27 protein-coding genes and 1 tRNA gene are annotated in these 26,155 nt (G+C 67.5%); 22 read left to right on the top strand and 6 right to left on the bottom strand.

Going from position 1 to position 26,155, the window contains the following annotated elements; genetic code table 11:
- Positions 1-53: 53 nt before the first annotated feature.
- Complete coding sequence (locus tag QO011_RS41355) at positions 54-773, bottom strand: RluA family pseudouridine synthase (protein ID WP_307286267.1); 720 nt, start codon at positions 771-773, stop codon at positions 54-56.
- Positions 774-935: 162 nt separating this feature from the next.
- Between QO011_RS41355 and ftsY the strand changes: the two genes are divergently transcribed.
- The 4 genes from ftsY to QO011_RS41335 all read left to right on the top strand — a co-directional run bounded on the left by ftsY (position 936) and on the right by QO011_RS41335 (position 3,261).
- Entirely contained in the window at positions 936-1,976 is a 1,041-nt protein-coding gene (gene ftsY / locus QO011_RS41350) for a signal recognition particle-docking protein FtsY (protein WP_307286263.1), read from the top strand.
- A 3-nt stretch (positions 1,977-1,979) separates the two neighbouring features.
- Positions 1,980-2,603 carry a septation protein A gene (locus QO011_RS41345; protein ID WP_307286261.1) on the top strand — a complete coding sequence of 208 codons (624 nt, stop codon included), beginning with the start codon at positions 1,980-1,982 and terminating at the stop codon, positions 2,601-2,603.
- A gap of 99 nt (positions 2,604-2,702) precedes the next feature.
- A complete protein-coding gene (locus QO011_RS41340; RefSeq protein ID WP_307286258.1) occupies positions 2,703-2,987 on the top strand; it encodes a hypothetical protein in 285 nt (94 codons plus the stop codon).
- Between the two features lie 34 nt (positions 2,988-3,021).
- Complete coding sequence (locus QO011_RS41335) at positions 3,022-3,261, top strand: type II toxin-antitoxin system RelE/ParE family toxin (RefSeq protein WP_307286255.1); 240 nt, start codon at positions 3,022-3,024, stop codon at positions 3,259-3,261.
- Positions 3,262-3,288: 27 nt separating this feature from the next.
- Here the strand turns inward: QO011_RS41335 and QO011_RS41330 are convergent, their stop codons facing one another.
- The 4 genes from QO011_RS41330 to QO011_RS41315 form a co-directional block, all read right to left on the bottom strand.
- On the bottom strand, positions 3,289-4,299 hold the full coding sequence (locus QO011_RS41330) for an esterase-like activity of phytase family protein (RefSeq protein WP_307286253.1): 1,011 nt from the start codon (positions 4,297-4,299) through the stop codon (positions 3,289-3,291).
- A 229-nt stretch (positions 4,300-4,528) separates the two neighbouring features.
- Positions 4,529-6,583, bottom strand: coding sequence for an NADH:flavin oxidoreductase (locus tag QO011_RS41325; protein ID WP_307286251.1), 2,055 nt, complete (start codon positions 6,581-6,583; stop codon positions 4,529-4,531).
- The gene (locus QO011_RS41320) at positions 6,576-6,983 is read right to left on the bottom strand and encodes a GFA family protein (RefSeq protein WP_307286249.1); all 408 of its coding nucleotides are present in this window, start codon (positions 6,981-6,983) and stop codon (positions 6,576-6,578) included. Before QO011_RS41320 ends, QO011_RS41325 begins: the two co-directional genes overlap by 8 nt.
- Before the next feature lie 114 nt (positions 6,984-7,097).
- Positions 7,098-9,650 carry a TIGR02302 family protein gene (locus QO011_RS41315; RefSeq protein WP_307286246.1) on the bottom strand — a complete coding sequence of 851 codons (2,553 nt, stop codon included), beginning with the start codon at positions 9,648-9,650 and terminating at the stop codon, positions 7,098-7,100.
- A 219-nt stretch (positions 9,651-9,869) separates the two neighbouring features.
- Here QO011_RS41315 and QO011_RS41310 point away from each other — a divergent pair, with 219 nt between their 5' ends.
- A complete protein-coding gene (locus tag QO011_RS41310; RefSeq protein ID WP_307286244.1) occupies positions 9,870-11,330 on the top strand; it encodes a cobyric acid synthase in 1,461 nt (486 codons plus the stop codon).
- Here QO011_RS41310 and cbiB read toward each other — a convergent pair.
- Entirely contained in the window at positions 11,314-12,246 is a 933-nt protein-coding gene (cbiB, locus tag QO011_RS41305) for an adenosylcobinamide-phosphate synthase CbiB (protein WP_370882082.1), read from the bottom strand. The genes QO011_RS41310 and cbiB overlap by 17 nt on opposite strands.
- A 158-nt stretch (positions 12,247-12,404) precedes the next feature.
- Between cbiB and QO011_RS41300 the strand changes: the two genes are divergently transcribed.
- From QO011_RS41300 to QO011_RS41220, 17 genes are all read left to right on the top strand, one after another.
- Positions 12,405-12,480, top strand: a tRNA-Ala gene (locus QO011_RS41300).
- Between the two features lie 668 nt (positions 12,481-13,148).
- Complete coding sequence (locus tag QO011_RS41295) at positions 13,149-13,412, top strand: hypothetical protein (protein ID WP_307286240.1); 264 nt, start codon at positions 13,149-13,151, stop codon at positions 13,410-13,412.
- A 44-nt stretch (positions 13,413-13,456) separates the two neighbouring features.
- Positions 13,457-14,389 carry a DUF4238 domain-containing protein gene (locus QO011_RS41290; RefSeq protein ID WP_307286239.1) on the top strand — a complete coding sequence of 311 codons (933 nt, stop codon included), beginning with the start codon at positions 13,457-13,459 and terminating at the stop codon, positions 14,387-14,389.
- A gap of 639 nt (positions 14,390-15,028) precedes the next feature.
- Positions 15,029-15,220: a hypothetical protein gene (locus QO011_RS41285; RefSeq protein ID WP_307286238.1), complete on the top strand. Its 192-nt coding sequence runs from the start codon at positions 15,029-15,031 to the stop codon at positions 15,218-15,220.
- Positions 15,221-15,223: 3 nt separating this feature from the next.
- Positions 15,224-15,349 (top strand): hypothetical protein, encoded by a 126-nt coding sequence (locus QO011_RS41280; RefSeq protein WP_307286237.1) that lies wholly within the window; start codon positions 15,224-15,226, stop codon positions 15,347-15,349.
- A 4-nt stretch (positions 15,350-15,353) separates the two neighbouring features.
- Positions 15,354-15,563 carry a hypothetical protein gene (locus QO011_RS41275; RefSeq protein ID WP_307286236.1) on the top strand — a complete coding sequence of 70 codons (210 nt, stop codon included), beginning with the start codon at positions 15,354-15,356 and terminating at the stop codon, positions 15,561-15,563.
- 4 nt (positions 15,564-15,567) lie between these two features.
- Positions 15,568-15,732, top strand: a complete 165-nt coding sequence (locus QO011_RS41270) for a hypothetical protein (RefSeq protein WP_307286234.1) — start codon at positions 15,568-15,570, stop codon at positions 15,730-15,732.
- On the top strand, positions 15,732-15,974 hold the full coding sequence (locus QO011_RS41265; RefSeq protein WP_307286231.1) for a hypothetical protein: 243 nt from the start codon (positions 15,732-15,734) through the stop codon (positions 15,972-15,974). The genes QO011_RS41270 and QO011_RS41265 overlap by 1 nt, the downstream gene beginning before the upstream one ends.
- A complete protein-coding gene (locus QO011_RS41260; protein ID WP_307286229.1) occupies positions 15,974-16,270 on the top strand; it encodes a hypothetical protein in 297 nt (98 codons plus the stop codon). Before QO011_RS41265 ends, QO011_RS41260 begins: the two co-directional genes overlap by 1 nt.
- A gap of 318 nt (positions 16,271-16,588) precedes the next feature.
- On the top strand, positions 16,589-16,816 hold the full coding sequence (locus QO011_RS41255) for a hypothetical protein (protein WP_307286228.1): 228 nt from the start codon (positions 16,589-16,591) through the stop codon (positions 16,814-16,816).
- Positions 16,817-16,821: 5 nt separating this feature from the next.
- Complete coding sequence (locus tag QO011_RS41250; RefSeq protein ID WP_307286225.1) at positions 16,822-17,103, top strand: hypothetical protein; 282 nt, start codon at positions 16,822-16,824, stop codon at positions 17,101-17,103.
- 209 nt (positions 17,104-17,312) lie between these two features.
- A complete protein-coding gene (locus QO011_RS41245) occupies positions 17,313-17,957 on the top strand; it encodes a recombinase family protein (protein ID WP_307286222.1) in 645 nt (214 codons plus the stop codon).
- 229 nt (positions 17,958-18,186) lie between these two features.
- Entirely contained in the window at positions 18,187-18,738 is a 552-nt protein-coding gene (locus tag QO011_RS41240; protein WP_307286220.1) for a hypothetical protein, read from the top strand.
- Positions 18,732-19,514, top strand: coding sequence for a hypothetical protein (locus QO011_RS41235; protein WP_307286217.1), 783 nt, complete (start codon positions 18,732-18,734; stop codon positions 19,512-19,514). Before QO011_RS41240 ends, QO011_RS41235 begins: the two co-directional genes overlap by 7 nt.
- Positions 19,515-19,530: 16 nt before the next feature.
- On the top strand, positions 19,531-20,886 hold the full coding sequence (locus QO011_RS41230; RefSeq protein WP_307286214.1) for a hypothetical protein: 1,356 nt from the start codon (positions 19,531-19,533) through the stop codon (positions 20,884-20,886).
- A gap of 406 nt (positions 20,887-21,292) precedes the next feature.
- Positions 21,293-25,618, top strand: coding sequence for a hypothetical protein (locus QO011_RS41225; RefSeq protein WP_307286209.1), 4,326 nt, complete (start codon positions 21,293-21,295; stop codon positions 25,616-25,618).
- Positions 25,619-25,782: 164 nt separating this feature from the next.
- Positions 25,783-26,151, top strand: coding sequence for a hypothetical protein (locus QO011_RS41220; protein WP_307286205.1), 369 nt, complete (start codon positions 25,783-25,785; stop codon positions 26,149-26,151).
- Positions 26,152-26,155 lie beyond the last annotated feature (4 nt).

Here is a 26,155-nt window from a genome sequence, read left to right as displayed (position 1 = left end):
ATTATTACGAATCGGGCCGAGCTGCAAGCCGGCCGGCGTGGTCCGCCCGCGCATCAGGGACGGGCCGTCGCCTCCGCCTCTCCCGCAGAGGGCCAGCCCAGCGCCGCCAGCCGCGCCCGCATGTGCGGCGGCGGCGGCGCCTCGACCGCGATCGGCGGCTTCTTCGGGTAGAGCGGCACGCTCACCGCGCGGGCGTGCAGGTGCAGCGGCTCGCCGCCGACGCGCGGGGCCGAGCCGTAGACCGCGTCGCCGAGGATCGGGAAGCCCGAGGCGGCGCAGTGGACGCGCAGCTGGTGGGTGCGGCCGGTCAGCGGGCGCAGCTCCAGGAGGGCGAGGCCGCCGGCGCGGCCGAGCACGCGGTACAGCGTTGCAGCGGGCTGGCCGGCCGGATCCGGCTTCATCCACCAGCCGCGCTCGGGCGAGCGCGGGGCGAGCGCCAGGTCGATGCGGCCGGCCTCGTCCGCGGGGCCGCCTTCGACCACGGCCCAATAGGTCTTCTCGACCTCGCCGCGGGCGAAGAGCTGGTTCAGCGTCTTCAGGGCCCTGGGATGGCGCCCCAGCACCAGGCAGCCCGACGTGTCCTTGTCGAGGCGATGCGCCAGCTCGGGCCGGCGCGGCAGGCCGAAGCGCAGGGCGTCGAGCATGGCGGTGAGGTTGGGGCCGCCCTTGGGACCGGCATGCACCGGCAGGCCGGCCGGCTTGTCCAGCACCAGCATCAGGCCGTCGCGATGCAGCAGGCGGGCTTCGAGGTCGATATCCAGGCCGTCATTCATGATGATCTCAGCTACCCCTTGGCGGCGGCCTGCGCTAGAGAGATCAGCCAGGACTGACCGATCGCGGCATGGCCCGGCATGCCGGGCGGCTGACGCGCCGGATCGGAACCCGGGCTCCGGCCCGCTGTCCTGCCGAGACCAAGACCTTCTGCATCGGGACCCATGGCCGACGACGACAAGCAAAGATCCGGTTTCCTCACGCGCCTGTTCGGCCGCGGGCCGGAGCGCGCGCCCGAGCCGCAGGCGGTGCCCGAGTCGTCGGCGCCGCCTCCGCCCGTGCCGGAGAAGAAGTCCTGGTGGCGGCGGCTCAGGGACGGCCTGTCGCGCTCCTCCTCGGCCATCGGCCAGGGCATCACCGACATCTTCACCAAGCGCAAGCTCGACGCCGGCACGCTGGAGGAGCTGGAGGACGTGCTGATCCAGGCCGACCTCGGCGTCGATGTCGCCAGCCGCATCACCGGCGCGATCGGCAAGGGCCGCTTCGACCGCCAGATCGACCCGGCCGAGGTGCGCGACGTGCTGGCGAGCGAGGTCGAGGCCGTGCTGGCGCCGGTGGCCAGGCCCCTGGCGCTCGATCCGGCGAAGAAGCCCTTCGTCATCCTGATGGTCGGGGTCAACGGCTCGGGCAAGACCACCACCATCGGCAAGCTCGCCGCCAAGTTCGGCGCCCAGGGCAGGAGGGTGACGCTGGCCGCCGGCGACACCTTCCGCGCCGCCGCGATCGAGCAGCTCAAGGTCTGGGGCGAGCGCACCGGCGCCCCGGTCGTCGCCCGCGAGCAGGGGGCGGACGCGGCGAGCCTGGCTTTCGACGCCCTCAAGCTCAGCGTCGAGAACGGCTCGGACGTGCTGCTGATCGACACGGCCGGGCGGCTGCAGAACAAGGCGCAGCTGATGGACGAGCTCGCCAAGGTGGTGCGCGTCATCCGCAAGCAGGACGACAGCGCCCCGCACGCGGTGCTGCTGGTGCTGGACGCGACCGTGGGCCAGAACGCGCTGTCGCAGGTGGAGGTCTTCGGCAAGATCGCCGGCGTCACCGGCCTGGTGATGACCAAGCTCGACGGCACGGCCCGCGGCGGCATCCTGGTCGCAATCGCACAGCGCTTCGGCCTGCCCGTGCACTATATCGGCGTCGGCGAGGGCGTGGACGACCTCGAGCCGTTCTCGGCGCGGGACTTCGCCCGGGCCATAGCCGGGCTGGAGTGAGGCATGAACGACCCGATCAAGAAGCTGAACCCCGTGCTCAAGCTCGTGCTGGAGATGGGCCCGCTGGCGCTGTTCTTCCTGGCCAACAGCCGGCCTCAGCTCTTCACCGGCTGGATGCCAGGCCTGAACCCGGCCGATCCCAATATCGGCATCTTCGCCGCCACGGCCGTCTTCATGGTCGCCTCGATCGCGGCGCTCGCCGTCAGCTATGTCCTGACGCGACACCTGCCGGTCATGCCACTGGTGTCGGGCATCGTCGTGCTGGTCTTCGGCGGCCTGACGCTATGGCTGCACGACGAGACCTTCATCAAGATGAAGCCGACCATCATCAACGCCCTGTTCGGCGTGATCCTCCTCGGGGGCCTGGCCTTCGGCAAGTCGCTGATCACCTATGTGCTCGACGCCGTGTTCGACCTCACCGAGGAGGGCTGGCGCAAGCTCACCTTCCGCTGGGGCCTGTTCTTCCTCGTGCTCGCGGGCCTCAACGAGGTCGTCTGGCGCAACTTCTCCACCGACGTCTGGGTCAGCTTCAAGGTGTTCGGCACCATGCCGCTCACCTTTCTCTTCGCCGCCTCGCAGGTGCCGCTCCTGATGCGCTACGAGGCGAAGAAGGAGAGGGCGGAGTAGGGCTAGTTGCCGGCGGATGAGATCGGCCATATGGCCTGCGAGAGAGGTGACGAGGGAAATTCGTTGGCTTTCCCGCGAGCGAGATTCTAGAATCAAGCCATGACGGTACAACTGACGCCGGATCAGGAAGCCATCGTGCGGGAGGTCGTCGCCGAAGGTCTGGCGCCCTCGGCCGAGGCGTTTGTGTCCATGGCCCTCGCGAACATGCGCGACGAGCTCGCATTCGGCCTCGAAGAGCGTCTGGGAATGACGTTCGATCAAATCAACGCGGCGCTCGACCGCGGTTTGGATGGTCCGGCGGAGCCGTGGGAAGGAGCAGAATCCTTCCACGCGCGCATGCTTCGCAAGCATCGAGACCGTCGACGTGACAATCCGTCGGAGTGAGCAGGCCGAGGCGGATCTGGAATGAATCTGGCTGGTGTCGGAGCGGCAGTATGGAACGTCCCATGCGCTCCGTGTGCTGCAGCATTTGAACGATCTGTTCGGCCTCCTCGAACGGTTTCCAGAGATGGGGCGACAGCACCCGAAGCTGCGCCGCGGCATCCGGTACTTCCCGGTGAGGATCTATCCCTTCGTCGTGTTTTTCTGTCGGCAACCGAGTGGAATCCGCATCGTCCGCCTGCTGCATGATCGCATGCGCGCCGAAGATCATCTCTGAGCGGTGGAGCGGGAGATCGCCGCCGCCTCAGTCCTCGACCAGCGCGAAGCGCAGCACCAGCGTGCGCTGGAAGAAGTTGTAGTTGTCGTCCGACATCACGGTGAGGATGATCTCGCCCTTGTCGCCGCGGCTGACGGCGAGCGCCTCCATGTTGTCGATCTGCTCGCCCCTTTCGGCTTCCATCAGCACTGGTCCGTCCAGCACGGCGCCCGGCTTGACGTCGGCGATGGCGATACGGCGCAGGCGCATGGCGACGCCGCGCAGCAGCGAGAAGCGCCGCTCCAGGATCAAGAGGTCGCCGCCGGGCAGGAAGGTGAGGTCGGTGACGTCGAAGCCGTCGGTGCGGCGCACCGCGAATTCGCCCGGCGCCGGGCCGCCGACGAGAAAGCCCCTGGTCGTCGGGCCCGTGTCGCTCGAGCGCTCGGAGATGGCGATCAGCGCGCCGGCGATCGGCGTGGCCGCCGGAGCGATGCCGATCGCTTCGAAGCCGCGATTGGACGGCAGCGTCTTGGCCGCGGCGGGCAGCGGCACCGGCGCGCCGCGCGCCATCAGGCCGTCGCGGCCGAAGGGGAAGGCGCGGATCTCGTTCACGCCCTCGATGCCGACATAGGCGGTGCCGGAACCGTCCATGGCCACTGATTCGGTGTCGCCGCCGCCGGTGAGCATCAGCGCCTTGCCGTCGGTGCCGAGGATCGGCCCGATCGCGGTGTCCTCCACGCCGGCGAGCCGGCCGTCGCGCTCGACGAAGCGGCCGGTAACCCACAGCCCCGCATCCGAAACCGCGACGAAGCGCTCGCCCCGGGCATCGAGGCTGAGCCCCGAGATGCCGCCGAAGTTACGGCTGTCGCCGGAGAGCTCAAGGCCGCCGCGGAACTCCAGCGCGCCGAAGCGCCGCTCGTCGCTGCGGATGCGGAAGCGCTCGATCGGCGCGGCCGTGACCGTGAAGGGCACGGCCCCGGGCGCCGGCGTGACGGGCTTGGCGGCGGCCGGCCCGGCAAGGGCGAGGAGCGCCGGCAGGGCGAGGAGGCATCGGCGCATCGTTGCCGCGGGAACGGAGGAGAGGGTGCCCGCCCCGTGGCGGAGCCGGTCCCCGCCGCGGCGCAGGCCGGGAAGGGGGCCTTGCATCATCCCTGCTTACAGCAGGGCGTTTAACGCAATTTTATGGCAGGCAAGCCGACGATGCTGCGGACCGGGGGATGCGACCGCCGTCGGCGTCCTTGCTGGGCTCCTCACGAAGCGCGTTCCAGGCCTCAATCCTCCTCGCCCCTCAGAACGCCAGGGCGAAGCGCAGGCCGTCATAGACGGCGGCGTGGATGTTGCGCGAGGCGACGGCGTCGCCGATGCGAAACAGCATGAAGCCGCCCGCCGCATTCGCCGCCATCGCCTGGGGCCGGCCGGCGATCAGCGCCTCGTGGTCGACGGCGCCGAGATTGCGCGAGGCCGGCTTCAGGGCGAAATAGAGCTCGTCCAGCGGCAGCGTGCCGTGCTCGACCACCACCTGGTCGACGCGCCGCTCCTGATGCGTCCTGCCATACTCGTCGAACAGCCGGGCGACGAGGCCGTTGCCCTCGCGCCGCACCGCCTCCAGGCGCAGGTTGAGCGTGGTCTTGACGCCGTGCCGGGAGAAGGCGCGGAAATAGGCGGGGAAGTTGGTGCCGCCGACATCGGGCGCCAGGCTGCGCTCGGGCGTGACGAGCTCGAGCTTGGCTCCCGCCTCGGCCAGGAACTCGGCCGTGGTCATGCCGGGATGGGCGCCGTTGTCGTCGAACAGGAGCACCGTCTCGCCCGGCCGGGCCGCACCGGAGAGGATGTCCCAGCTGGTGGTGACCAGGTCCTCGCCGGCATCGAGGAAGGAGAGGTTCGGCAGGCCGCCGGTCGCCACCACGACGATGTCGGGCTTCTCCGCCAGCACGTCGGCCGCCTCGGCATAGGTGTTGAAGCGCATGGCGACGCCGTGGCGCTCGCATTCGGCGACGCGCCAGTCGATCAGGCCGATGATCTCGCGCCGGCGCTTCAGCGCCGCAGTGAGGCGCACCTGGCCGCCGGCCTCGGCCGCCGCCTCGAGCAGCGTCACCTGGTGGCCGCGGGCCGCCGCCACCCGCGCCGCCTCCAGGCCGGCCGGGCCGGCGCCGACCACCACCACCCGCCGCGCCGGCCCGTCCGAGCGGACGATCTCGTGCGGCATGGTCGCTTCCCGCCCGGTCGCCGGGTTGTGGATGCAGAGCGCCTCGCCGCCATAGATCGAATCGATGCAGTAGCCCATGCCGATGCAGGGCCGGATCTCGTGCTCGCGGCCTTCGCGCACCTTGCGGGCGATGTGCGGGTCGGCCATGTGGGCGCGGGTCATGCCGACGAGGTCGAGCTTGCCGGAGGCGACGGCGTGGCGGGCGGTGGCGACGTCCTGGATGCGGGCGGCGTGGAACACCGGGAAGGCGGTGGCCGCCTTGACCTCGCCGGCGAAGTCGAGATGCGGCGCCGAGCGCGCGCCCATGCCGGGGATGACGTGCGACAGCGCCTCGTCCGTGTCGATATGGCCGCGGATGACGTTGATGAAGTCGATGTCGCCGGAGGCGGCGATGCGTCGGGCGATCTCCAGGCCCTCCTGGCGCGAGAGCCCGCGGTCCCAGTCTTCGTCGCAGACCATGCGGGTGCCGACGATGAAGTCCGGCCCGACGCGCTCGCGCACCGCGCGCATCACCGCGAAGCCGAAGCGCAGGCGATTGTCCAGGCTGCCGCCGTACTCGTCGTCGCGCTTGTTGGTGGCGGGCGACCAGAACTGGTCGATGAAATGGCCGTACATCTCGAACTCGAGCCCGTCGAGCCCGGCCGCCTTGACCCGCTCGGCCGCATCGGCATAGGCGGCGAGGATGCGCGCGAGGTCCCAGTCCTCCGCCGCCTTGGGGAAGGCGCGATGCGCCGGCTCGCGCACCGGCGAGGGCGCGACGATCGGCAGCCAGTGCTCCTTGGCCCAGGAGGTGCGCCGGCCGAGATGGGTGATCTGGATCATCACCGCCGCGCCGTGCTCGTGCACCGCCTCGGCGAGGCGGGCGAGATGGCCGACCACCTCGTCCTTGTGGAGCTGGATGTTGCCGAAGGCCTGCGGGCTGTCGGCGGCGACCACGGCGGAGCCGCCGATCATGGTCAGGCCGATGCCGCCCCGGGCCTTCTCCACATGGTAGAGCCGGTAGCGCTCGGCCGGCATGCCGTCGACGGTATAGGCCGGCTCGTGCGCCGTCGACATGAAGCGGTTGCGCAGGGTCAGGTGCTTGAGCCGGTAGGGCTGAAGCAGCGGATCGGCGGAGGGGGCGCGCGCCTCAGGCATCCCAGCTCTCCTGCTGGGGCAGGCCGTCGCGGATCTGGTAATAGTCGGATTTGGAGCCGACATAGATGTGCTCGGCGACGGCCAGGCCCGTGGGCCGGTCGAGCGTGCCGGCCGTGATGCTGATGGCGTCGCCCTGGTCGGGCTTCCAGAACAGGTTGCCGCCGCAGGTGCGGCAGAAGCCGCGCTCGGCAATGTCCGACGAACGGTACCAGGTGAGCGTCGCGTCGCTGACCAGCGTCAGGTCGGCGGCGGCGCAGCTGGTCGCCGCGACGAAATGGCCGCTGGTGCGGGCGCATTGCGAGCAGTGGCAGGCGATGACCGGGCGCAGTTCGCCTCGGATCTCGTAGCGCACGCCGCCGCACAGGCAGCCGCCGGTGGCGCGCAGGGCTTTCTCGGCCATTCCATGTCCCTCCGATGGCGCCATCGTAAGGGAGGCGCCCGGGAGCACTTGCCCCAGGCCGGCATCGATGTCGCATGGAGAGAAGCGGGCGCTTCTCCCGCCGCCGCAGGCGGCCTAGTCCCGCCGCAGCAGGCGGTCGATATAGTCGAGCTCCATCTGCGGCCGGTTCGGGTCGGCGAAGCGCCGGCGCAGCTCCTCCAGCACCCGGGCTGCCCGCTCCACGTCGGTCTCGCCGCGTCCGGGCACCTTGCCGGAGCTGTCGCTGGGATCGTTGCGCAGCAGCCGGCCGAGCGGGTCGCGGTCGCCGTTGGCCCGCCCGCTGCGCTGGCCGCGTCCGGGCTGTCCCTGTCCCTGCCCCTGTCCCTGGCCGTTCTGCGCTTGCTCCATCTGCTTGGCGAGGCCCTGGGCGCCCTTGCGCAGCGCCTCGATCGCCTTGCCCTGCGAGCCGACGGCGCCCTCGCCGTCGCCTTCGCCGAGCTTGCCCTCGGCGTCGCGCATCGCCTGCTGGGCCTGGCCGAGATCGTCATTGCCCGGAATGCCCATCTGGTCGAGCCGCTTCTGCAGCGCCTCCAGCTGCTCGCGCAGCGCCTGCTGGCGCTGGCGCAGGCCCTGCGTGCCGTCCTTGTCGTCGCCCTGGTCCTGCTGCGCCTGCTGGTCGCCCTCCTGGCCCTGCTGCGGCGCGCCGTCCTGCTGATCGTCCCGGCCCTGCTGGCCCTGGCGGTTGCGGAAGGTCTGGTCGCGCAGGCGCTGCTGGCGCTGGATCATCTGGCCCATCTCGTCGAGCGAGCGCTGCATCTCCTGGCCGGCGGGATCGTCGGCCGTCTCGCTCTGATCGGGCGATTGCAGGTTCTCCAGGAGCTGGCTGAGCTCGGAGAGCAGCTGCTGCGCCTGATCCTTGTCGCCATTGCGGGCCATGTTCTCCAGGCGGTCGATCATGGCGTTGAGCTCGTCCGGGGTGATGGTGCGATCGGCCTGCCGACGCGGGCTGGAGGTGTCGCCGTTGCGGCGGCGTTGCTCCAGCTGCTGGGCGTAGTCCTGCATGAACTTGTTCATCGCCTGCCGCAGCTCCTGGGTCAGGCGGGCGATCTCCTCGGGCGGCGCGCCGCGCTCCAGCGCGTCGCGCAAGCGCTGCTGCGCCGCCTTGAGCTCGCGTTCGGCATCGGACAGATCGCCCTCCTCGATGCGCAGGGCGATCTGCCAGAGATATTGCGCCACGTCGCGCAGCGCCTCGTCCTTGCGGGCATCGCCGAGCCGGACCCGCGCCGTGCGCAGGCCGAGATAGATCGATGCGTCCTTGGTGAACTGCTCGGGCGCCAGCATCAGCGCGTCGAGCGCGTCCTCCACCGCCGGCTGCTGGCGGGCGTCGAGGGCGAGCTTGCGCCGCTGCTCCACGAGGGCACGGGCGAGCGGCTTGACGAAGGTGCGCCCGGGCAGCGTCACCTCCTGCTCGTCGCTGTGGCCCTCATTGCCGGCATCGTCGCGCGCCACGAGCTGCATCTTCACCGTGGCGCCGGCGAAGGGGTGCTCGGAGACGTCGCGCGTCGCGCTGGCCTTGCCGTTGTGGTTGCGGCCGGCGGGCAGGGGCAGGGCGATCCGCGGCGGCTCGTAGAGTGGGTGTGCCCCCGGATTGTCCGGCAGCGCCACGCGCGCCTCGATGCTGGTGGCGCCGTAATCGTCCTCCACGGTGTAGGCCAGCGTCATCGCCCCGCGGGCCGACTCGGCGATCGGCCCGTCGAAGGCGATCTTCGGCGGCAGGTCGGGAATGATGGAGAAGCGGAACGCCGCTGCCTCGGCGCCCTCGCGGTGCACCGTGACGCCGGCATCGCCCTGCAGCGTCAGGCGCCGCTCGACCAGGGCGGTGCCGGCATCGGCCGGCACGGTCGCCGGCGGGGCGGCGTCCACCGCCTGGCCGGTGACGGCGATCTCGGCGCCGGCATCCCCGGCGACGCGCACCGAGAGCACGCTGTTCTGGGGCACGCTCACCACCCCTGTCTGCGGCTCGACCGCCAGCATGATCGGCGGCCGGCGGGTATAGGCCGGCGGCGTCACCCAGGCGTCGATGCGCACCGCCTTGGCGTCGGGCAGGACGGCGGAGGGCTCGAAGGCGGTGCGCAGCAGCGCCAGCCGGTCGGGTCCGGCGGCGAAGAACGACACCACCAGCGCCAGGATCACGGCGAAGCGCAGGCCGTACCGATCGCGCGCCGGCAGGCCGGGGGAGGGCGCCTTGAGCCGGATGCCGCGGGTCTTGGCCTCGGCCTCGCGCTGGTGCGCCGCCCACAGCGCCCGCGACACCGGGTCGGCCGGCGCGGTGGCGAGGCTGTCGCCGAGGGCGCTGGCCGGGCGGTGGGCGAGGCCGGTCTCGCGGTCGAGCCGGCCGAAGGCCTCGCCCGTGGTGGGCAGGCGCAGGCGGGCCAGCGGCACCAGGGCCGCGAGCACGCCGAAGCCGAACAGCGCCAGGAGGGCAACCCGCGCGGCGAAGGGCAGCAGCAGGAACAGGCCGAACCAGCTGACGGCGAGGAAGAGGCCGATCACGCCGAGGAGCGGCGCGAGGCGGGGCCAGAGCCGCTCCCAGGCCAGCACCAGCCGCGCCCGCAGGACGAGCGCGCCCAGCCTTGTCCGGGCGCCGTCCGAAGGCTGGGGTGGCTTGCGCTCCGCGATATCAGCCATGCCGTCTCCGTCTCGGGCCGATGTGAACCTCGTGTTGTGCTTCCGACGCCTGGTTCCTCGGACAGTCGGAGTCGGAACACTAGGGCGAGCCCGGCGTCATGGCCACAAGGTCAGCGTAAACAGGCCGTGAGGCAATTCCATGTCGCCGGCCGGGTGGCCTTGTCCCCCGTTTCATGCCAGATCCGTGCCGGAATCATCGGCGAACCCGGGGATGGATCGATGGCGGCCCGCGTCTTGATGCTGCAGGGCACCGGCTCCGACGTCGGCAAGTCGGTGCTGGTGGCGGGGCTGTGCCGCCTGTTCGCCGACCGCGGCCTCAAGGTGCGGCCGTTCAAGCCGCAGAACATGTCCAACAATGCGGCGGTCACCGCGGACGGCGGCGAGATCGGCCGTGCCCAGGCCCTCCAGGCGCGTGCCGCCCGGACGGCCCTGACCGTGCACATGAATCCGGTGCTGCTCAAGCCCCAGTCGGAGACCGGCGCCCAGCTCGTGGTGCAGGGCCGCGTGCGCGGGGCGGCCGGCGCGCGCGCCTACCAGGCGCTCAAGCCTCAGCTGATGCCGGCCGTGCTGGAGAGCTTCGGACGGCTGAAGGACGAGGCCGACCTGGTGCTGGTCGAGGGCGCCGGCTCGGCGGCCGAGGTCAACCTGCGCCGGGGCGACATCGCCAACATGGGCTTTGCCCGCGCCGCCGGCGCGCCGGTGGTGCTGGTCGGCGACATCGACCGCGGCGGGGTGATCGCCCAGATCCTGGGCACGCAGGCGGCGATCGACCCGGACGATGCGGCGCTGGTCGGCGGCTTCGTCGTCAACAAGATGCGCGGCGATCCCACGCTCTTCGCCGAAGGCATGCGCTTCATCGCCGCGCGCACGGGCTGGCCGGCGCTCGGCCTGGTGCCGCACTGCGCCGCGGCGGCGCGCTTTCCGGCCGAGGACGCGCTTGCTCTCACCGCCTATGCCGCGGCCGGGCGGGGCGCCGGCCCGCGCATCGCCGTGCCGGTGCTGCCGCGCATCTCCAACTTCGACGATTTCGACCCGCTGGCGCAGGAGGGCGGCGTCGACCTCGTCATGGTGCGGGCCGGCGAGCCGCTGCCGGTCTGCGACCTCGTGGTCCTGCCCGGCTCCAAGGCGACCATCGCCGACCTTGCCGCCTTCCGGGCGGCAGGCTGGGATATCGACCTCAAGGCCCATGTGCGGCGCGGCGGCCGGGTGCTCGGCCTGTGCGGCGGCTACCAGATGCTGGGCCGCACCGTCGCCGATCCCACCGGCATCGAGGGCCCCCCTGGCGCCGTCGCCGGGCTCGGCCTGCTGGACGTCGCCACCGTGCTCGGCGGCGACAAGCACTTGGTGGCGGTCACGGGGGAGACCGTCGACGGCGCCCCCTTTGCCGGCTATGAGATGCATGTCGGCGCCACCGACGGACCGGATACGGCGCGGCCGATGCTGCGTGCCGCCACGGCCGCTGTCGGCAGCGGGGCCGTCTCCGCCGACGGCCGCGTCATGGGCTGCTACGTGCACGGCCTTTTCGCCGACGACCGCCAGCGCGCCGCCTGGATCCGCCGGCTCGGCGGGCAGGCCTCGGACCTCGCCTATGAGGCCGGGCTGGAGGCGGCGCTCGACGACTTCGCCGGCCACCTCGCCCGCCATCTCGATGTCGAGGCCCTGCTCAGCCTCGCGCGATGATGAGCGGCATCACCAGGACCAGCACCAGGGCGAGCTGCAGGAGGCAGGCGATGCGGTAGAGATCGAGGGCGCGGCGGATGTCGGCCGCGGTCGCCTCGATGCGGCCCTCGCCCATGTAGCCGTCCTCGACCCGGATCTGGCCGTAGACCCGCGGCCCGGCGAGGCTGAGGCCGAGCGCGCCCGCCATCGCCGCTTCGGGCCAGCCGGCATTGGGCGAGCGATGCTTGCGGGCGTCGCGCCACACCGCCCGCCAGGCCGCCCGGGCGTCGGCGCCGGGCAGCAGCCAGGCGGCGGCCACCAGGAGCAGCGCCGAAAGCCGCGAGGCCGGCAGGTTGACGACGTCGTCGAGCCGCGCCGCGGCCCAGCCGAAGGCGAGATGGCGCGGCGTTCGGTGGCCGATCATCGAATCGGCGGTGTTGATCGCCTTGTAGAGCGCCGCGCCGGGCAGGCCGAGCACGCCGAGCCAGACGGCCGGCGCCACCACGCCGTCGGAAAAATTCTCCGCCAGGCTCTCGATCGCCGCGCGCGACACGCCGTGCACGTCGAGGGCCTCCGGGTTGCGCCCGACGATGCGCGACACCGCCGCGCGCCCGCCGACGACGCCTTGCCGCTCCAGGCCCGTCGCCACCGCGGCGACGTGCTCGTCGAGGCTGCGGCTGGCGATCAGCGACGAGGCGATCACCGCCGCGACGAGAAAGCCGAGCGGCAGCGCCAGGCAGAGGATCTGCACGATCTCGGCGGCAAAGCCGGTCACCGCCAGCAGCAGCAGCAGCGCCAGCACGCCGGCGCGCCGGCGCGCCTCGAAATCGTCCCCTTCGAGGTTGAAGCGCCGGTCGAGGGCAGCGATCAGCCGGCCGATCCAGGTGACGGGATGGCCGATCGCCGCGAACACGGACGGCGGGTAACCCGCCAGCATCTCGATCGCCAGCGCCGCGGCGAGAACGGTCAGGGCAGTGATCACGTCAGTCCGTCAGGCCGCACCCCGGGAAAGCGCCGAGACCCCGCCGTTTCGCCCGCCGGCGTGCTTGACACGCGCGGAGGTCGAACAGTAAATGGCGGCGCTTTCGGGCAACCGGGGCTGTAGCTCAGATGGGAGAGCGCTGCAATCGCACTGCAGAGGTCAGGGGTTCGAATCCCCTCAGCTCCACCAAGCGTTAGGCTTGGCGAAATTTCCTTTTAGAAGCAAGAAGTTATGGGGCATCGGGTATCGCTTGCGTACCCCGAGAAGTACCCCGTTTGCGTACCCCAAGAAATTTAGAACGGCGCGGCGCCGTGCCCGCGGAGCGTTTTAAGTTCTTCCGCTGTTGCGCCGACTGGACAGAGCACCCGCAAAATCTCACCATCCCGCCGCATCTCAAGCGTCGCGATGACGTCCTCGAACGTTGTGTTCCGGCGGTGCCATTTGGCTCTGATGCCATCTGGCGCATATCCTTCTATGTACCACGTGCTCATCGTCTGACCCCTCGATTGCGGAGAGTACGAGACTACGTGGCAGTAGCGGCGATTTCGCGGCGGAGGATCATCGTCCGCTGCGTCGCAATTCCTCTGGCCCCCTCCTCGCGTACCCCCTCGAAACCATCTCTGTCAGCCGCGCAATGTCCGCCTCGTAGTAGGCCTGGGCGATCAGCAGGGTCCTTATGGTCGCCCTCGGGTCCCCGCCGCACGCCGCGATGGCTGCATCAATGTCGGCTTCCAGCTCATCTGTCTCGGGCTGCCGCTCCGCCATCGCCTCGCCTTACCAAGCTCACCTTGTTCTCTTTCCGTTCCCGTTGTGCTACCGTTAGTCCCGGCAGTCAATGAGCAGATGGGAGGAGCCCCATGGCCAGTGCCGCAGCAGGCAGGGCGATCACCTACTATGTGGTCCAACCCTTCGTCCGAGACGAGGACGGCGAGCTTGTACCTCAGGACCCCATAGAGGCCCGCAGCGAGCACGGGGCGTTGAGCCTCATGCGGCGGCTCGCGGCAGGCAAGGCGGGGGTCCTGGTGTTTTCTCGAAGTGGGGACCCGGCGTTGGGGGACTTCGAGGATGCGGTTATCTTGGGGAGAGCCGGCGAGGTGCCGGGGGAGTTGGTGTTAGTGTAATAGTGAGCCAACTTCTGTGTTCCCAATCCTCGCCCCTTGTCCCGATGTCCCCCGAAAATCAACACTGGGTATCGAAGTTCCTGGTCAAGAATTTCGCCGATAAGGACGGACGGGTTTTCCGACTGGACGTGCTGTCGGACCAAATCACAAAGCCTCCGCCGAAGTACGCGGCGGCTGGTCCGGCGATTTACGACCATGTCATCAATGGCGTGAGCGTTTCCTTCGAGGATCGGTTTGAGAAGATCGAAACCAAGGCCGCTCCGGTGATCAGAGAAATCATACGGACGCGCTCCGTCGCTGGTCTGACCAAGCAACAGAGGATTTCTGTCGCTCGTCTCATTGCCACTCAAAGTTTTCGGACGGACGCTTTTCAAAGGGGAATGGTCAATAACCCTTCGCCCGAGCAGTTTGCGCAACTCATGGAACAAATGTGGCGGAGTTCAGCGCTACTTGCCGATATGATTGAGAGGCGGCATTGGGTCGTCATGACAATTGAAGGTGACGACGTTTTCTACCTAGGCGATAACCCAGTGGTTCTTCAACGCACAAGGCAACCTTCTGATGGCAGTAACCTCGGCTTTGACGTGCCTGGGGTAGAAGCGTTTCTCCCGCTGTCGCCCAAGGCAGCTTTATACATGCCATGCCCGGCAACCAGTGCGCTTATAATTTCGACATATGAAGAGATAATGAAATCAACAGGGCCGCGAGACGACGGTTGGATGGCGGATTACATCATCAAGCATCGCGGCTTGTATGTCTCTCTTGTCCGGGGGATTGGTATTCGTGCGATTGCTCCCTATGTCGAAAACCTCAATTATCTGCAATGTTCATGGTCGTCAGCGGCCATTTACTCACAGTCTGCGGATTTTTCGTTCGCAAGGAAAGTCTTCTCGGAGAACCCTCAGTATCGTGGGATGCCAACGACAGCCCTTAGCGCCGTATTCCCTATCGATGGGCCGCCCTCAGCGCCCGACTAAGCAGGGGTCACTTATATGAGACCCCATCATGTGGGAGCGGCGCGGGACTTTCCCCCCGTGGGGGTGGCCGGATTTTCGGCTGGGGCCGGGCGAGGCCGGCGGGGCACCTCGGGTCGGAACCCCGTGGCGACCTGATGACATCGTGAGGTGTCCTCGGGGGCGGCAGGCGCCAGTTCCTTAGGTCCGTGGGCGGGCTCCCCGACTACCTAGGGGTCACCTATGCGAGCCCCCATCACATGGCAACGGCGGGGCACTTCCCCCCGTGGCCCCTGCCGGCCTGTCTCGCCAGTGCGGAAGGCATGGGGGGCGCCCTGGCCGCCGGGCCTCGCGCCAATCGGTAGGCCCCGGCGCTACTGCACCGCCCTGTAACACGCGATGTGCGGGCTGAAGCGATGGCTCGCCGAATCGGAGCGCCTCGCCGTGGACACCATACCCGGCACCATTGTCCGATAGGGTATACCACATCGGTCACCATAATGTGATCGCTCCGCCTGTCCGTTAGGGTTGACATCGTACATACGGACACATCACATTTCGGACACCACCCTTGTGGACACTTGGCGATCCCGCCCGGTGCAACCCGGCCCGTCCGCTCCAAAGCCCGGAGCGATGCACGGGCGCCGTGCCGAGAACCTCCCCATGACCTACCTCACGCCCTACCAGCTAGCCCGCCTTGCAGCATGGTGTGCCCTGCACCGGGACAACTACGTCGGCACCAATGACCATGGGGTGGTCCTCAGGGTCTGGTGCCATACCGATGCCGATGGGTGGTTTGAGGAGACCGTGACGGTCCTCGACTACCGGGCGGCCCGCGAATTCTTGGGGTACTGAGCCATGACCCCAGCCGAAGCCTGCCTCACCATCGCGCTCTTCCTCACGGCCCTCGCCGTGATCATGGCGGCCATCCTCCTGGTCGGCCGGGCGCATGACGCCTGGACCACCTACGTGCGGGAGGACTGACACCATGTCCTCCCTGTACGACCTCTACTGCGCCATGCAGTCGGCCGATGATCGCTTTCAGGCCGCCCTCACGGCCGCCTATGGCCGCCAAGCCGGCACCTATCGCTATCTGCCCAAGATGCTCCCGCCCGAGCTAAACGCCCTCCGCGATGCCTACATCTCGGCTGTTGAGGCGTGGCGTTCGGCCTTCCGCACCGGCTTGGGGAGGGCCTGACACCATGGTCACCTCCCTGCTCATCCTCGCGGCTCACGTCGCCCTCTTGGTCGGCGCCATGCCATCCCAAGACATCCGCCCGGACCCCACGCTGACCACCATCAAGGTCTCTGGCACGGCTCCCTCTTCGCAGGCAGACGCGCAAGCGAACAAGGGGGAGGCACGCTGATGGCCGCACACCGCACCAATCGCGACCTCCCAATGAACCTCTGGGGGTCTCAGGCGGTCCTGCCCAAGGGCACCCTGGTTCATCTCGTCAAGGGCGCCAGCGGCATCGGCACCGAAGGCGACCTCTGGGCCGTGAGCAACACTAAGCTCCTCATGGATCTCACGGGCAACACCCACGATCCGAAATACCGCTATGCGTTCGTCCCCACGGATGCCGTGGTGGCTGATGGGGAGGCCAAGTGATGTCCCGCCTCTCCTCCACCACCTTCACGCCCCATGAGGCATGGCGCTATGCCGCCTCATGGGCCTCCTATGTCCGCCCCGGTGACCCTGGCGCCTGCCTCTACGGCTTCTCCGAGGGCTTCTGCGTCCAGTCCGAGGCCCACCGCAGGGACTGCCTCAGGTACATCCGCCTGTGCCGCAGTGCCGTCCGGAGGGACCATAGGTGGTACTGGGATGGCGGCAAGTCGGAGCTAGCCAAGCTCTACAGGCTGGCACTCACGGTCATCGCGGCGCCGGTCTTGCGGAGGGCGCAGTGATGGCGAAGTCCTTCGGCCTCTTTCAGCCAAACATTGAGGGCTCCGCAGGCTCCTATAGGTGGTCCGTCTTCACTGTCGAGCGCGAGGGCCGGCTGTGGGTCGCCTTCGAGCACGACGAGCGCTACCCCAGGCCTTCCCGCGTTGGCAGCTATCGGAGCCTCCGGGAGGCCCATTGGTCTCTCACAGGACAAGGGCCTCGACAGCTAGCACCGTTCGCCTCCTAGCCCCTGCCCTCCCTCATGGTCACACCCGGTCACCGCTCCGGGTGAGGCCTGTGGGGGAGCGCAATGGGCGCTCGATTAGAGGGGACTACAAGCCATGATCGCGGGTTACATAGCCGATAGCAGCATCACCTTGCGGGACAGAGAGGTTTCTCTCATCACCACGACATTTGCGGCCTACCCCGATGGGGTCGCCATGACCCTCACGACAATACACTTTGGGTCTTACCTTGTGGCCCTCTCGTGGGAGGACATGGCGAAGCTCGAAGAGTTCCTCCGGGCCGCCCGCACGCACCCCGACGTGGTCGCCAAGGTGGGAGCCTGACGCTCATGTGCACCACCATATGCCAGTCCGGCCGCTACAGCGTGCAATCCTTTGCCCGCGGCACAGCCATCCTCATCACCCGCAATGACGGCCCCGGCCGTGTCCTCTCCGCGCTGCTCCAAGGGGAGGAGGCCGGGTACTTGGAGTTGGAGCTTGGGGCCTGCCCTGAGGGACGGGAGGCGGAATTGGTCCTGAGCGCCTATGACGAGGTCATGGTGAGTGAGGGGCCACCCGGCGGCGCTGAGACGGCGGCCATCGCGGAGCTGGATGACGCCTTGGCGACATGAGCCGCTCATCGAGAGCTTTTGGCCAGCACCCCGCGGGTCGGCCCGGGGTGCTGGCGAAGCGCTTTCAGTCAAGCACCGGCACCACACCGAAAGGATCAATCGCCATGCCCACGTCGCCCACAAGGGCTGCCCCTGAGCGATCTACCGGGGGGAGAGGACCTGTCTATAATGGGGCGCCTCACCCTAACGGACAGGGAGCCGCCGGCTTCATGGCAACTATCTTGTACGCCCGCGTCTCGACCGCCGGCCAGACGATTGACCACCAGCGTTCCCAGGCGGAGGCGGCCGGGTTCGCTATCGATGAGATCATCGCCGATCACGGAATCTCCGGGGTGGCAACCCGCCTGATCGAGCGGCCCGAGGGGAAGCGGCTCTATGACAAGCTTCGCGCCGGGGACACCCTCGTGGTTCGCTGGGTGGATCGCTTGGGCCGCAACTATCAGGACGTTTGCGACGCGATCCGGGAGTTCATGCGGCGGGGCGTCGTAATCCGCACCGTAATCCACAACATGGTGTTCGACGGGGCGACGAAGGACCCGATGCAACAGGCCGTGCGAGACGCCCTCATCGGCTTCATGGCGGCTCTGTCCCAAGCACAGGCCGAGGCGACCAGGGAGGCGCAGCGGGCCGGCATCGAGCACGCGAAGGAGCAGGAGGGGCGATATCTGGGTCGCAAGCCGACGTACACCCGGGAGACGCTGGCGGCTGTCAGGGCCCTTATACAGGCAGGGACGGCGGGCACCTCCGATATCGCACGGACAACGGGGCTGAGCAGGCAGACGGTTCTACGGATCAAAGAGGACCCGGCGAAGGCCGAGAAGGCGCTGGACGCCTGGGAGACTGGCGAGGGCTAGACGCGCAGCACAGCCTATAGCCCACCAAATTTAGCATTTTTAGTCCTTATAGCCCTCTCATAGGTCATTCCGCAAAGAAAACTGGCCACTGATTGCCAAGATTTGACGAACTTTCTCGCCGTTAAATGCCAATTCGGCAATTTTAGGGGATTGTAAGAGCGCCAGTGCGGTCGCACTGTTTAGGAGCGAGCACGAAGCTGTGCCGCCCTGTTCCAGCTTGGAGCCTCGCATGCCAGCAGCAATCACGGTGTATGTCGCCGGGAGCGAAAAGCGCATCGCCTTCTCGCCAAGCGTCTTCATCGCATCGCAGGCACGAGAGGGGGGCGCATTCGGACACCGCAGGCTGATCGAGTACCGACGAGACGGCGGCTGTACGCTCTACCTCGCTTACCTCCTGTTCTTCGTCGACTTCGCCGCGAGGACACAAGCCGGCAGCACCATTCGCTTTCTAGTGCCCCTGTCTGCCTCAGCCGAATTGTTCTCGCACGGTCGGCTGGCGGAGGCTGCTCGCGACGGGTTTAAGCGCAAGCCAGAGGCGTACAGGGATGAGGCCCGCAGCTTATGGGAGGTTATTGAATCTCAGCAGATCAAGGTGGAGGCCGCCGTGCCCGTAAGGGGCAGCGAGGATGCGGTAGTCCTCGCAAACCTTCGGACTATGGCCAGCCGGAGCCGACGCGGCATCTCGGAGCCGGCACCAGGCGACCCGGACGAAAACCCTTGGGGCCCCAAGGAGGACCCCGACTTCCTCCGTAAGCAGGCTGAGGCGAAGGACAAATGGTGAGCCTCACCGAGCACAAGCGGGCCGCTGCCCGGGTCCGATCAAAGGCAGAAGCCCAGGGCCGCGCCGCCATGCCGCACTGCTGCATTCCCGGCTGCGGCAGGCCTCCACAGGCAGGAGAGGGCCGCGGGCTATCGCAATTCCATTGCCGATATCACGTCCAGTTCAAAAACCGCCACGGCAGCTACTGGAAGAACACCTACCGGGCTGCCGAGCTGCGCCCATATAGGCGGGCTGCCGAGAAGTATCTGCGGGAGCACCCTGAGGATAAGTGGATCAAGCTGACCATGAGCGCCCTCGACAGTCTCATGCAAAGAGCGGGTCCGGTCGAGAGGGTGGTGGACGTGCTGATCATGCCGCCTCGCGACAAGGCCCGAGCAGCCCTTGCGCGGCTCCGGCGGGCCGAGGTGCCCCCCGAGCAGCTTCTCACTGTTTTCCTCGCGGTCGCCGCCGCGGTGGCGGAGGACCCGATCGGGCCCGGCGGGGAGCCTGGCGAGTATCGGCGGGTCCAGGTCGCAAAGGCCGCCCACCGGTTAGCTTCGGGATACCACACGGACTGCGGCTATCACCGCTACCCCCGATCATCCGGGCTGGCCTTGCGGTACCTCGGGCGGATGATCGAGGAGCAGTGCGAGTGGGTGGACGAGTATCACGTGGAGCCCGTGGTGGCCCTGAAGATCGCGATGGCGGGTCCTCGGCCGCCCGGCCCACCACCGGCATTCCCGAAGTCAAAGGGTCCGAACCTGCGGCCTGCCGAACGGCCTAGGGGCCGTCGCTAAGATGCGGAGCGAACTCGTGAGTGATCAGAGGCAGCTAAGTGAGGACGCATATCTTGAACGGTCACCGCTGGTGTTCGACCCCTGGCTTACAACCAACTCCCGGATAATAGAGGTGCTTGGCGAGAACCTGGCGCTCACCTTTGATTTGAACGAGAGGCGGCAGAGGCGCCGCAAAGCTCGCGACAACACCAATATCGAGCGGATCATCCGTGCCATCCTTACGAATCTCGCCTTCGTGGTCGCTTCGGGCAGAGAGCCAGCATCCGTCGCCGTCAGCCTCCGATCGGTCAAGCAGAAGCTCAGTCCGCGATATGACCCGAAGGGTTTTGGCCAGCTAACTCATGTCCTTGAGACGCTGTCCGATGTGAAGCGAAGCGCCACTCCGGTCTGCACACTCCGAAAGTCAACACAAAGAGGTGTCGCTAGCCGTGTCACGGCGGGTGATCTATTCAATGTCCAAACGCCATCCGTGTGGAAGCCCTCCTGGCTGCGCCCAGAATACTTTGGTCGCGCCTCCGGGGGAGAGGTTATTCGACTGAGCCGCACAGTTCGAGACTTTGTCGCCGACACTCGCGAGACTGAGCTTGTCGACTACGACGACACGGAGGAGACCGTCCGCTTTCGGGGCGAAATGCACCGGATCAACCACCACCTCGCCTCGGCGCAAATGGACCTCCTCGCCGACGATACTGTTCGGATGGGGGTCTTCACCCACCGTGAACTCCGGCGGCACTTCAAGCTTCTCCAAGGCGAGACCGCACCGCGGTTCGACCTCTGCGGTCGCTTATTCGGTGGCTGGTGGCAAGGCCTTTCCAGCATGGACCGCATGGCCATTCGCATTGACGGGGAGTCCATCGCTGATTTGGACTTCAGCTCGATGTTCTTGCGCCTCGCGTATGTCCAGGCCGGCCTCGCCCCGCCAGCCGGGGACCTCTATGCGGATGTCTTTGGATTTGCGCCGGGGCCAAAGCTCCGCGAAGGCGCGAAGAAGGTGGTCAACGCCATGTTCTTTCGATCCACTCCGCTATCTCGCATGCCCAAAGAAGCAAGAGATTACTTCGGGCCCAACGCATCCGGGGCCTGGATCAGGTCGAAAATACTCGAAGCCCACACGCCGATCCGTCATGTCTTTGAGAGCGGCGGCGGCCTGGGGCTGATGTTCACCGAGAGTCAAATCCTCGTGGCCGCACTGCTCCGCCTAGTCGACGCTGGCGTTACAGCCCTGCCGATGCACGACGGACTGATGGTCGCGAGGTCCAAGGCCGACCTTACAGCCAAGGTGATGGGCGACGCCGCGGAGGCCATTACGGGTCACCGCCTGCCTATCTCATTGAAATCACAGCCAGAAGTTATGGCCCACATAAAGGCGTAGGGGGGCCTCTAGGGGCCTTACGCCGCCAGCACGGACTGAGAGAGAAAGAGGAGAGAAGACCCAATCATCCACATCTCATCGGGGACCACCTTGACGGCCCGCTGAGATAGGTTAAAGCTGGTCTGTTGTAAGTCTTTGGGGTGCCCCTCACGGGCCAGCCTTCGCTTTCCTATGTCTCTCACCAAGCACCCTGGGAGATCTCATCATGCCTGACCGGAGGGTACTCGTGTCCTAGCCCCACCATCAACTGACCAAGTACACCCTTATGTCCCACTCATATGCCCCAACACTGAGGGGAATGTCAACCCTTACTCGGGGATCAACCCAAGCCCCCCCCCCGAGAACCACAAGGCCTCCCTCAGACCCACCCCAAGCCTCCCCACCCCATCCACCCAAGGACCACCCCATGCCCGACCCCAAGTCACCCACAGTGTCCACCCAGGACCAGACCACTCCTTCCGCCTCTCCGCCCGACACCGCGGGGGTCGATGCGGCTCTCCAACGTGCCATCCTTGAGCAGGCCATAGCGGAACAGCAGGCCGAAGAGGCAGCCTCGCAGACACCCGAGACCCCTGTAATCCAGAGGACCAACATGAGGGGTGGCCTGCCGATTGGTCCCCAGCTCACCCCGACCCCCGTGATGCCTCAGGAGACCATCCAGGCGAATCTCGATGCTGCCAGGAGGAGGAGAGACCGCGGCTTCCTCGGCGATGCCGCGAGGTTCGGTGCGGGGGTCAATGGCATCGTCCAGACCCTCGGCGGGGCATTCGATGAGGATCTCTTCCAGGCCCATGACTTCCTCTTTGGTCCCACCCCCGAGGACCAGAAGTCCGACTTTCGGCAGGCCTCGGAGGCCCAGGCCAAGACCATCCTTGCTGAGGCAGGACCCATCGCCGGCTTCACCCGCTCGGTTGGGCAGTTCGCCTTCGGCATGGTGGGCCTGGGGAAGCTCACGGCGGGCATGAAGGCCCTGCCTTGGGTCGGCCGTGGGGTCACCGCCCTGGGTGATGCCATTGAGGGGTCCAAGGTGGCCTCCATGGGCGCCGAGGCCGTCAAGGCGGCCACCGTGGCCAACACCATGTTCGACCCCCATGCCGAAGGCCTGAGCAACCTCCTCATCCAGTACCCCCTCTTGAACAACGGGGTGACCCGCCTCCTGGCCCATCAGCCCGGCGAGACGGACGCCGAGGGCCGCCTGAGGAACACCCTTGAGAGCCTCGGGATGGATGCCGGCGCTGGCCTCTTTGTCGCTTCGCTGCGGCTCTTCAAGGCTCTCGGTGCCGGCGACAGGGCGGCCATCGAAGCGGCCACCAAGGAAGTCCAGCAGGCTCAGCCCACGGCACAGGGGGTCCCGGCCCCGAAGGTGCAGGCCGAGGGTGGCCCTGTGACCGTTGAGCCGGCCCAGGGTGCCTTCGCGGGTGAACCCAAAGGGGTCCCCATCCCGCCCCCTCCTAAGCCCGAGACCGCAGCGGAACTCAAAGCCCGCTTCACGGGCCCCGATGGCGCAGTCAACCTCGGGCAGGCCTCGGATGCCCTCTCCCAGGAGGCGCAGGCGGCTCTCGATGCAGGCCGCAAGGTCACCATCTATGTCGAGGGCAAGCCCATCCCCATCGTTTCCGTAGATCGGGGCATGATGGCGGACGCCAAAGGCCAGCGCTGGGGGATGCTCCCGCTGATTTCCAAGGCGGACATGAGCGAGCCGGCCTTCGAGATTGGGCCTGCGGTCTCTTCTCCTCCTGGGGCACCTGCGGCCAAGCCTCGAGTTTCCGTCAAGGCGGACCTTGGGGCCGAGGTGCCCGATGTCACCCCCAAGCAGTTTCTCGATGCGGCAGAGGGGAAGGCACATGATGGACCGCCTGGCGAAGTGGTCCCCACGGCTGATGCTGGCACTGGTGCTCCTGTTCCTCCTCGGGTTTTGGACGGGGCCCCTGCACCTGAGCATGGTGGCAGTCGTCCTGAGTCTCCCTCTGTACCTGCTGGACGAGAACGTCCTCAGGGCGAGGCGGGGGTCCCATCCACCCCCGAGGGGCTGACCCCGGGCACTCGCGCGGACCTCCCCAAGTTCGATCAGGCCACCGTCCGTGGCATCATCTCGGCGGTCCAGAAGGACTGGGACGCCCTCCACGCGGCGGGCATGGATTGGCAGGCGGCGACGGAGGCCGGGCACAAGTTCGCTTCCTCGCCCAACTCGGTGCCATACAACAAGATGGGCAGTCCGGATGACGTGGACGCCTTCGTCAGGCAGGCCGCCCGGGCCCTGGATGACACCGGATGGCTCGCCAATGCGAAGGGCGGGGATGTCCTGAAAGACGCGACCGTCCAGGCCCGGCTCGCCCAGTGGAAGGAGGACTTTAATCTCGACCCGGCCCTGATGATGGCCAAGCTCCAAGAAGCCGGCAACGGCGCCAGGGAGATGGTGGTCCAGATGGAAGCCGGCTATCTGGCGGCCAACCGGATGTTCCAGGACGCCACCGTGGCGGCCAAGGCCATCGTCGCCGGAGACTTCGCGCGGTGGGGCGGCAATGCCGACCTGGCCCATGAGACCGTCCAGCAGCACTTGGTGGCGGCCACCAAGGCCATGGGCCACGCCAATTCGATCCGGGCCGCCGCCGGTCGGGCGGTCCGAAGGAACCGCAGCGAGTTCCTGCCGACCCCAGCCGACATCGCAGCCCTCCGCGCGGTGAACGGGGACATGCTGGCGCAGCTCCTCTCAAACGCGAGGGGCAACGTGAAGAACCTGCCGACCATCGTGCGGCCGTCCACCTGGTCCAAGCTCACGGACCTCGCCAGCTTCATCTTCGTGAACAACCTGGTGGGCGGCTGGCGGACCCAGGTCGTCAACTTCCTGTCCAACAGCTTTGTGATGGCCCACCGCCCCTTCGAGCGGATCGTGGGTGCCGCGTTCATGGGCAAGGCCGGGTTGCCCATCATGCAGCAGAGCCTCCGCCAGTACGCCTATATGACGACCTCCCTTGTCGACGGTTTCAAGGCCGGCGTCGACAGCTTCATTGCCGCCAACAGCCGCATCACCCCGCACAGCGTAGAGCTTTACCGGACCACCGACCGAGGCACTCCGGGGCTGTTCTCCTGGAAGCCGCCGACGAGTGTTCCGAACGTGATCTATAACGGCCTCGTCGGGGCTCTCACGGTCGGGAAGGCCTACCATGGCATCCCCTCGCGGCTCCTCGGCGCCGCCGACGAAACCATGAAGGTGATCACCTATCGCTCTCTCGTGTCCGCCAAGGCCTACATGGAGGCGCGGACCCTCGCGGAGCAGCAGGGCATCACGGGGGCCGCAAAGGCCGCCCTCATCAAGCAGACTGTCGAGGACCGCGTGGCCGGCGCCTTCGATGACATGGGGCGAGCCACAGACATGGACGCGAAGCAGGAGGCACAGATCGCCACCTTCTCGCAGGAGCTTGCCCCCAACACTCTTGGCAAGACCGTCCAGGGATACGTCGCGAACCACCCGACCGCCCGCCTCATCGTCCCCTTCGTGCGGACCGTCGACAACATCCTCAGGTACGGGCTCAACCTCACGCCTGGCCTCAATGCCATTCAGGCCGACTTCCGGGCGAGGATGGCCGGGAAGGTCGGAGATACGCCGGCCGTGCGGGCCTTCAACCGAGCCCAGGCTCGGGGGCAGTTTGGCCTCTCCCTTGCCTACACCCTTGCGGGCGCTGCGATCGTGGCCGGCGGCGGCTACACCGGGGGTGGCCCGGCGGACCGGAAGGCGAAGCGGGACCTGATGGACACCGGGTGGCAGCCCTATTCGAGGGTCATCCACAATGACGATGGGTCCGTCACCTACGATGCGCTCGCCGGCCGAATGGACCCCATCGCCATTCCTCTAGGGATCATAGCGGACATCGGGGATGCCATTGACCACCCGGAGGGTGGCGCGGTCGACAAGGCGGCCACGGCGTTGGTCATCGCGCTCGCCAAGCAGATTGCCAACAAGACGTATCTCCTCGGGCTCTCGAATGGGCTCGACGCCGTGATGGACCCTCAGCCGGCTAAGACAAGCGCCCTCCTCGGCAACATGGCGGCCAACCTCGTGCCGGGCAAATGGGCATACAGCCAGTTCAACACGATGGCCGTGGACGACACCATGAGGGACGCGAGGTCCATCATGGACCGTGTGCTCGCGACCATGCCCGGCCTCTCAGCGGACCTTCCCGCACGCCGGGACGTCTGGGGCGACCCGGTGCACGTCCGGCAGGCATGGCGCTCCACGTCCACCGGATTCGTCGACCAGGAGATGGAGCGGCTGATCATGGAGACCGATGATGGCAAGTCCATCGCTGGGGTCTTGCCGAACCACCAGGATGCAGACCTGCGCGATGTCACCATGGTCGACGGCAGGAACGCCTATGACCGCCTTCAGGAGCTGTCCGGCCACCTTCCCGGTGCCCCCGCGCTGAAGGACCTAGTGGCGAAGGTGATGCAGACCCCGGCCTACCACAATGCCCCGGACGGGGCCGCTCGGTTGAAGGGCACCAAGCTCTACATGCTCGGGTCCGTCATCAACCCCTACCACGACAAGGCCATGAAGGTGCTGCGGCAGGACCCCAACGTCCGGCAGGCCCTCTATGCGGACGAGATGAAGGTGCGAGCCGCCTACGCCGCCCAGCAGAGGGACCCCCAGGGGGCCATCCCCCAGACCAAGGCCCTCAACAACATCCTCGAAGGGGTCGGGCTGCCCAGCGTGCAGCTTCCCTCGCAGAAATAGCCGCAGACCATCACTGCCGTGAATCAATCGCGTCCGACCGATTCAACATATTCGTTGGACGCGATGCCTTCCCGAAAGTCACCAAAAGGCTCTGCCCAGTCTTGGCCGGCGGCCAAGGGGCGTTGGAGCACTTGTCGAACCTTCATCTCCCCGGAGAACCACACATGCCTACTGCCAAACCCGACTATCCCTTTGAGGGCATAGTCTTCGAGACCATCCCCTCAGGGGACACTCAACGCACCACCCCGAACGCCTTGCCTTTCCGGTCTCGGTGGTCCGACCTCGCAGCGGACATCGAGAAGGATGGCAAGCCCCGCGGTTTCCCGGTCCCGGCCCAGTACTTCGTGGACCGCGGCGCCAAGCCCGAGAAGGTGACCACGGTCTACCTGCGGACCAAGCTGCGGGACCAGTTCAAGAAGTGGACCGCGGAGGCCCCTGCGGCCAAGCGCGGCGAGCGCTTCGAGCTGGTGCTCTTGAACGGAACGGGCGGCAGTGACCCCGGGGTCCGGGCCATCCTGAAGATGAAGGGTTGAGGAG

The sequence above is a fragment of the Labrys wisconsinensis genome (genome assembly GCF_030814995.1).
GTDB lineage: Bacteria > Pseudomonadota > Alphaproteobacteria > Rhizobiales > Labraceae > Labrys > Labrys wisconsinensis.
The sequence above is the reverse complement of the archived record's forward strand: the minus strand, read 5'-3'. Positions and strand labels throughout refer to the sequence as shown.

Excerpts from the sequence above, each read along its gene's own strand:
- QO011_RS41355 (WP_307286267.1), bottom strand. The coding sequence starts at position 773 with ATGAATGACGGCCTGGATATCGACCTCGAAGCCCGCCTGCTGCATCGC.
- ftsY (WP_307286263.1), top strand. The coding sequence starts at position 936 with ATGGCCGACGACGACAAGCAAAGATCCGGTTTCCTCACGCGCCTGTTC.
- QO011_RS41345 (WP_307286261.1), top strand. The coding sequence starts at position 1,980 with ATGAACGACCCGATCAAGAAGCTGAACCCCGTGCTCAAGCTCGTGCTG.
- QO011_RS41340 (WP_307286258.1), top strand. The coding sequence starts at position 2,703 with ATGACGGTACAACTGACGCCGGATCAGGAAGCCATCGTGCGGGAGGTC.
- QO011_RS41330 (WP_307286253.1), bottom strand. The coding sequence starts at position 4,299 with ATGCGCCGATGCCTCCTCGCCCTGCCGGCGCTCCTCGCCCTTGCCGGG.
- QO011_RS41325 (WP_307286251.1), bottom strand. The coding sequence starts at position 6,583 with ATGCCTGAGGCGCGCGCCCCCTCCGCCGATCCGCTGCTTCAGCCCTAC.
- QO011_RS41320 (WP_307286249.1), bottom strand. The coding sequence starts at position 6,983 with ATGGCCGAGAAAGCCCTGCGCGCCACCGGCGGCTGCCTGTGCGGCGGC.
- QO011_RS41315 (WP_307286246.1), bottom strand. The coding sequence starts at position 9,650 with ATGGCTGATATCGCGGAGCGCAAGCCACCCCAGCCTTCGGACGGCGCC.
- QO011_RS41310 (WP_307286244.1), top strand. The coding sequence starts at position 9,870 with ATGGCGGCCCGCGTCTTGATGCTGCAGGGCACCGGCTCCGACGTCGGC.
- cbiB (WP_370882082.1), bottom strand. The coding sequence starts at position 12,246 with ATGCTGGCGGGTTACCCGCCGTCCGTGTTCGCGGCGATCGGCCATCCC.
- QO011_RS41295 (WP_307286240.1), top strand. The coding sequence starts at position 13,149 with ATGGCCAGTGCCGCAGCAGGCAGGGCGATCACCTACTATGTGGTCCAA.
- QO011_RS41290 (WP_307286239.1), top strand. The coding sequence starts at position 13,457 with ATGTCCCCCGAAAATCAACACTGGGTATCGAAGTTCCTGGTCAAGAAT.
- QO011_RS41285 (WP_307286238.1), top strand. The coding sequence starts at position 15,029 with ATGACCTACCTCACGCCCTACCAGCTAGCCCGCCTTGCAGCATGGTGT.
- QO011_RS41280 (WP_307286237.1), top strand. The coding sequence starts at position 15,224 with ATGACCCCAGCCGAAGCCTGCCTCACCATCGCGCTCTTCCTCACGGCC.
- QO011_RS41275 (WP_307286236.1), top strand. The coding sequence starts at position 15,354 with ATGTCCTCCCTGTACGACCTCTACTGCGCCATGCAGTCGGCCGATGAT.
- QO011_RS41270 (WP_307286234.1), top strand. The coding sequence starts at position 15,568 with ATGGTCACCTCCCTGCTCATCCTCGCGGCTCACGTCGCCCTCTTGGTC.
- QO011_RS41265 (WP_307286231.1), top strand. The coding sequence starts at position 15,732 with ATGGCCGCACACCGCACCAATCGCGACCTCCCAATGAACCTCTGGGGG.
- QO011_RS41260 (WP_307286229.1), top strand. The coding sequence starts at position 15,974 with ATGTCCCGCCTCTCCTCCACCACCTTCACGCCCCATGAGGCATGGCGC.
- QO011_RS41255 (WP_307286228.1), top strand. The coding sequence starts at position 16,589 with ATGATCGCGGGTTACATAGCCGATAGCAGCATCACCTTGCGGGACAGA.
- QO011_RS41250 (WP_307286225.1), top strand. The coding sequence starts at position 16,822 with ATGTGCACCACCATATGCCAGTCCGGCCGCTACAGCGTGCAATCCTTT.
- QO011_RS41245 (WP_307286222.1), top strand. The coding sequence starts at position 17,313 with ATGGCAACTATCTTGTACGCCCGCGTCTCGACCGCCGGCCAGACGATT.
- QO011_RS41240 (WP_307286220.1), top strand. The coding sequence starts at position 18,187 with ATGCCAGCAGCAATCACGGTGTATGTCGCCGGGAGCGAAAAGCGCATC.
- QO011_RS41235 (WP_307286217.1), top strand. The coding sequence starts at position 18,732 with ATGGTGAGCCTCACCGAGCACAAGCGGGCCGCTGCCCGGGTCCGATCA.
- QO011_RS41225 (WP_307286209.1), top strand. The coding sequence starts at position 21,293 with ATGCCCGACCCCAAGTCACCCACAGTGTCCACCCAGGACCAGACCACT.
- QO011_RS41220 (WP_307286205.1), top strand. The coding sequence starts at position 25,783 with ATGCCTACTGCCAAACCCGACTATCCCTTTGAGGGCATAGTCTTCGAG.